Source organism: Nostoc sp. UHCC 0252 (assembly GCF_034931145.1).
GTDB lineage: Bacteria > Cyanobacteriota > Cyanobacteriia > Cyanobacteriales > Nostocaceae > Nostoc.
On sequence record NZ_JAYGHE010000051.1, the window covers coordinates 43,369 to 49,637 of the forward strand.

Consider the following 6,269-nt stretch of genomic DNA (forward strand, 5'->3'; position numbering starts at 1 on the left):
AGTGCTGTGCCCTTACCTGTGTACTTCATTTACCTGATAAAACGCTGTAAAGCAAAAAATTACTGTTCTTAAATCAAATCTAATTCCATTACATTACCTTCAGAGAAACCAAGACTGGAGTAAACTGGTTTACCCAACGGCGAGGCGTTAAGAACCACTCGTGTACAACCTATTCCTTTTAAATATTCAATTGCTCTATTAGTTAGTTTTTTGGCAATGCCTTGTCTGCGGTAAGATTGTTCAACATAAACGCCCCAAATATATCCAAATTTGCGGCATTCATTTTTGAAAACATTCGGGTATAAACCTGCAAAAAGTTGACAACTTACAGAACCCACAACTATATTATCAATCTCTGCAATAAAAGCCTTGTAAAACAGATTTTGACGTGCCTCTTCTACGAATTTGAGAGTAATATCCTGCCAATCAAGTTGGATATTTTTCTCATGAACACCAATATCTAGCCACATTTGATAAAAGTGTTGTGCAATCAGTGAATCTTCTTTAATAGTGGCTTCTCTGATTATGATATGTTTTTCTGTCAGCATAATTTTTCAACAAATCGGAACTCACACCTGACTCCTCCCCAGCTTTGAGGAAGAGTTTTTTAGCATCAGCTAAAAATCAGGTGCGGTACTTTTATGATGAGCAGTTTGACAGATAAAATTTTAGACTTTCTGTGCAGATACTTGCTCTGGTTTTTCTTGAGTTTGCAAAGATGCATACAATCTATTTAGCGCATTTACATAAGCTTGCGCTGATGCCACGATGATATCTGTGTTCGCTGCATGGCCAGAAAACACCTTAGATTCATAACGCAAACGAATCGTTACTTCTCCAATGGCATCAATACCGGCTGTTACTGACTGCACAGAAAACTCAATCAACTCGTTGGGGACATTCACCACCCGATTGATAGCTTTGTAAACTGCATCTACTGGCCCAGTACCGATCGCAGCATCGGTTAATTCTTCACCGTCTGGGGTGCGGAGGGTAACTGTAGCGGTGGGTTTGGCGTTGCTACCACAGGAAACTTGCACCAATTCCACCCGGAACAAATCGGGTGCTTGTTGGATTTCATCGTTAACGATCGCTTCCAAATCCCAATCAGAAATATCTTTCTTTTTATCTGCTACTTCTTTGAATCTGACAAATGCTTTATTTAACTCAGTATCCGACAGTTCAAAGCCCAATTCTTTTAACCGGGTGCGGAAAGCATTTCTCCCTGAATGTTTGCCCAAAACGATTTGATTGTCTGTCAAGCCAATCAATTGGGCATCCATAATTTCGTAGGTGAGCTTATTTTTTAGCACACCATCTTGGTGAATCCCAGACTCATGAGCAAAGGCATTGGCTCCAACGATCGCTTTATTTGGTTGTACTAACATTCCCGTCAAATTGGAAACTAAGCGTGAGGTTTTGTAAATTTGCCGAGTGTCAATATTTGTCAGGGATTCTTGAGATTCTTCTGGTCTTCCGAGATAGGGATTAAAATATTGCCGCCGCACATGCAACGCCATTACCAATTCTTCTAGCGATGCATTGCCGGCGCGTTCGCCGATGCCATTTATCGTACATTCTAGTTGGCGTGCGCCATTTTTCACGGCTTCTAAAAAGTTAGCAACTGCCAAGCCTAAATCATTATGACCATGAACGGAAACAATCGCTTGGTCGATGTTGGGGACATTTTCGATAATCCCCTTAATTATTGCGCCAAATTCGCTTGGGGTGGTGTAACCAACTGTATCGGGAATGTTAACTGTTGTTGCACCAGCTGCGATCGCTCGTTCTAACACTTGGTATAGAAATTCTGGATCAGAACGAGCCGCATCCATCGGCGAAAATTCCACATCTGTCATGAAGGACTTGGCATAAGCTACCATTTCTTCGGCGATCGCTAGCACTTCTGCCCGTGACTTCCGCAACTGATACTCTAGATGAATATCAGAAGTCGAAATAAATGTATGAATTCTGCCCTTAACTGCGGGCTTTAATGCTTCTGCGGCCGCTTCAATATCTGCTTTAATCGCTCTTGCCAAACTACAAATTACCGGCCCATTCTCTGTTCCCACAACTTCGGCAATCTTGCTAACTGCTTCAAAATCTCCGGGACTCGCAAAGGCAAAGCCTGCCTCAATTATATCTACACCTAGACGTGCTAGTTGCTTGGCAATAACTAGCTTTTCATCTATATTCAGAGTTGCTCCCGGACACTGCTCTCCATCTCGCAGTGTAGTATCAAAAATGATGATTCGATCTGTTTTGTTAGTCATTTGCGGTTTGTTCTTTAATTTTTACTTGTGGCTCAATATATCTTCAACCTTAGTTTTTCTTTTACTCTTACCTTTGTAAATAATTGCTAAGACTACTAACCTTCGGTTTTTTCTATTTGATCTCTGATATCATTTAAATCTATATATCTATCAGTAGCATTCCGTAGTTCCCTAGCAATCATTCCTTCGGTTGATACTACCGTAATATGTGTATTTTTTGAACGTAATAGTTCGATTGCTCTTTCAAAATCTCCATCGCCACTGAATAATACTACTCGGTCATACTGGTCTACTGTATTAAACATATCTACAACAATTTCAATATCTAAATTCGCTTTTTGCGAGTAACGACCGGACGTATCATCATAGTATTCTTTAAGAATTTTAGTTCTAACTGTATATCCTAGACTAATTAGAGCATCTCTAAAACCTCGTTGATCTTGTGGGTCTTTTAAGCCAGTGTACCAGAATGCATTAATTAATGTTGTTTCTGATTGCTCATGTTTAAAGTATTCTAAGACTCGTCGCGGGTCAAAAAACCACCCATTTTTTTGTTGAGCATAGAACATATTGTTTCCGTCTACAAAAATAGACAGACGATTCATTGGAGAACCCATACAAATTTACACCTAATATATATAAATGAATTTAGATGGAACAATAGATTATAGCAATTTTCAAATAGCAAGTTTGCTAATATCTATAAAGTAGCTCTTTATCTATGGCTTTTATCCTACCTCTTTCAAGGCATAAAAACGGATGCAACATTGGAGTTGAGATGCTGGATGCTAAACCTTATTCACCTCCAGCACTGTAAGAGCTACCATCTGAATCAAAATCTACCAATAATAAAATTTAACCAGTAACAGTATTCCTCGCCGTACAACATTAAAGTTTACTCCTAAAGAGGTATAGCATAAGCTTAGGGATAGGATATAAGTTGATGCCTATCTAAAGGTAAAGCTTTCAGTATCAGGATATCCTTTGTGGGCAGTACCAATATTGCGCCAAAGACAGAAGACGACCTTGGGACAGCTTCTGGTAAAACACCCAGTTAGGAGCATACCTGTTACTTAGGTTAGGGTGAAATATCGCCACAGCCAATTGCAGAGGCGAAGTAGATCCGGCTCTGATCTGTGAGACAATCACTAGTTGTAACTCACTTAACAAAAAAATAATAATTTGGGCAGTACCTGAGTATGAATCTCCTGGGGGCTGGCTCTGCCAATAAAAGTTTGTTGAGCAATAGAAGATACTTTACAAATGTATAAGATTGTCATTGAAGTCTTATTTCAATGTGCTTGCATTAAAACGTGGTTTGAATAAATAAAAGTGTTGGACTTAAATCAATTAGTAACACGATATGGCAGAAGAACCTACATCTACCTTAACTAAAAACTATGTCTCTGCTGCCAATAGACACTCAAGTAAACCGACAAAAGTAACCTCGACAGCATCGGCTCGTCAGTCTAGGTGGATGATTCGCTTAGGTCATCTCCTCGCTGGGGCTTGGGTAATGAGTGCAGCAATCCTGAGTGCTTCTGGTTGGGAATCGGTTCAATTGATAGAAAACAAGGCGTTTTCTGGATTTTTTCAACTTCGTGGGCCGATTGTGCCTCCAGAAGACATCATAATTTTAGCAATTGACGATCAGTCGATATCGGTTCCCGAACAGTACTATAAAACAAATCCGAAACAGTATGCCTACCTAGAAACACTGAAATCTTACCCTTATCAACGTGCTGCTTATGCCCAGATAATTACAAAATTAATTAAAGCAGGTGTCCGCTCTGTAGCGGTAGATGTAGTTTTTGACACGCCAAGTAGTTATGGAATTGCTGACGATCGCCAATTCCAGAAAGCATTGCAAAAATATGGCAGTAAAGTTACCTTAGCAGCCGTCTACGAAAGTTCGCAGGCTCGTCAAGGGACTTTTACACAATTGACAGATCCACAACAGATGTTCCGTACCGGGTCAGTTTCCATTGGCTCAGTGAATTTTCCCTTAGAGGCAGATGGTAAAGTTCATCGATTGGCAAGTGAGTATTCTAAGTCATTGACTGAAGATAATTTGATCGAGAAGCTACCCTCCTTTGGTGAAGCAGCGCTCAGGACAGCACAGATAAATTATCCTAGGCCAAAGGGCGATCGCATTTATTTTTGGGGTTCTGCCGGTACATTTGAGCAAATACCCTTTTGGCATGTACTCGACCCGGAAAACTGGAATACCTATTTGCAGCAAGGAAAGGTCTTTAAAGACAAGATAGTGCTGATTGGTGCGACAGATAAGTTAAATAATGATTATTATCCCGTCGCTGCTAGCGGTAGCGCTAAACCGATGTCAGGCGTGGAAATTCACGCCAATGCGATCGCAACTTTAATGTCAGGAAAAGCGATCGCCCCAGGAATCAACACACCACCATTGCGGGGTTTGTTTGTGCTAATTCTAGTTGGCAGTGCAGCCTTAATAACTAGCAAACGCAAACGTAGCATCAATAGATTTCTATATAGCCTTGCCCTATCTGGTACTTGGGTAGCAATTAGCTATGGGTTATTTGTCTATGGTCGGTTAATTTTCCCTACCACTGTACCAATGATTGCGATCGCAATCATCGGATTTTCCTACTTAGGAACCTCATTAGCGAGAGAAAGCATCAGAAAACGCCAATTAGTAGACATTTTTCAAAAATATAAAACTTCTCCCATTGTTCAAGAGATTATCAGTCAACAATATGACTTGCGAGACCTAATTCAGCAACGAGATTTAGCCTTATCTGGCAAAGTCTTGGCTCAACGCTACAAAATTGTCAAAGTCCTTGGTTCCGGTGGATTCAGTGAAACCTACATTGCTGAAGATACCCAACGCCCTGGAAATCCGCGATGTGTTCTCAAGCAACTAAAACCAGCCAGCACCAAACCAGAAGCCTTACAACTTGCCAGACGTTTATTTCACTCAGAGGCGCAAACCCTAGAAAAATTGGGAACACACGCTCAAATTCCTCAACTTTTGGCGTATTTTGAAGAAGATGAAGAATTTTATCTAGTGCAAGAACAGATAATTGGTCATCCTTTAAATCAGGAATTGCCATCAGGTAGAGTAATTGATGAAATTGCTACGATCAAAATTGTCAGAGACTTATTGCAAACATTAACATTTGTTCATAACAACAATGTGATTCACCGGGATATTAAGCCTAGTAATATCATCCGGCGACACTCAGACGGAAAACTAGTATTAATTGACTTTGGAGCCGTTAAAGAAGTCAGCATAAAACAACTTGATACTCAAGAGCCAACCGCCTTTACTATTGGCATTGGAACTCAGGGTTATGCACCAAGCGAACAATGTTTTGGCCGTCCCCACTACAATAGTGATATCTATGCAGTGGGCATGGTTGGAATTAAAGCCTTGACTGGTATAGCGCCCCGTGAACTTGATAGAGATGCTGATGGAGAGATAAAATGGAGTGATGCCTACGGCGGTAAACTACGCTCTCAACTAAGCCACTCTCTAGTTAAGATTCTCAGTAAAATGGTGCTGGATGACTTCAAACAGCGATATCAGTCTGCATCAGAGGTTCTTCAGGATTTAAAAGTTTTTGATGATATTGTAAATTCCCAAAGCAGATACCCAATGCTAGGGGATGAATCGTTAATAAATACTTTAGACCAATTAAACGCTCCAACAAAATCTTGCTCAGAAGAATCCTCAAAAACTCCTTGAAAAGGATAGTAAGATAACCGTGTTTTCTTCACTCATCTCTGCACTTGATACTGTATATAAGTGTGAGCGTTTTTGATGCAAAAGTAAGACTTTGCCTGAATGTACTTGCAGTGTGAGAGTTAATAATTGCTTTTCACCTAGCACACAGTTCTAGAAGTTAGCGGTAGGCGAGTATAAGGTAAGTACAAATATAGCGGTTCCCATTTAGATGCGGTACAAGATTATATTGCAAGGTGTAGGGGAACGGCACTACCCATACGTGTCAACTTAAC

At 40.4% G+C, this 6,269-nt stretch carries 4 protein-coding genes; 1 reads left to right on the plus strand and 3 read right to left on the minus strand.

Annotated features, from left to right (window positions below; genetic code table 11):
* Positions 1 to 68: 68 nt before the first annotated feature.
* The 3 genes from VB732_RS24165 to VB732_RS24175 form a co-directional block, all read right to left on the minus strand.
* Positions 69 to 548 carry a GNAT family N-acetyltransferase gene (locus tag VB732_RS24165; RefSeq protein WP_323233435.1) on the minus strand — a complete coding sequence of 160 codons (480 nt, stop codon included), beginning with the start codon at positions 546 to 548 and terminating at the stop codon, positions 69 to 71.
* A gap of 120 nt (positions 549 to 668) precedes the next feature.
* Positions 669 to 2,273 (minus strand): 2-isopropylmalate synthase, encoded by a 1,605-nt coding sequence (locus VB732_RS24170; RefSeq protein WP_323233436.1) that lies wholly within the window; start codon positions 2,271 to 2,273, stop codon positions 669 to 671.
* 95 nt (positions 2,274 to 2,368) lie between these two features.
* A complete protein-coding gene (locus VB732_RS24175) occupies positions 2,369 to 2,890 on the minus strand; it encodes an NYN domain-containing protein (protein WP_041565194.1) in 522 nt (173 codons plus the stop codon).
* Positions 2,891 to 3,636: 746 nt separating this feature from the next.
* Between VB732_RS24175 and VB732_RS24180 the strand changes: the two genes are divergently transcribed.
* Entirely contained in the window at positions 3,637 to 5,997 is a 2,361-nt protein-coding gene (locus VB732_RS24180; protein ID WP_323233437.1) for a CHASE2 domain-containing serine/threonine-protein kinase, read from the plus strand.
* Positions 5,998 to 6,269: the final 272 nt, after the last annotated feature.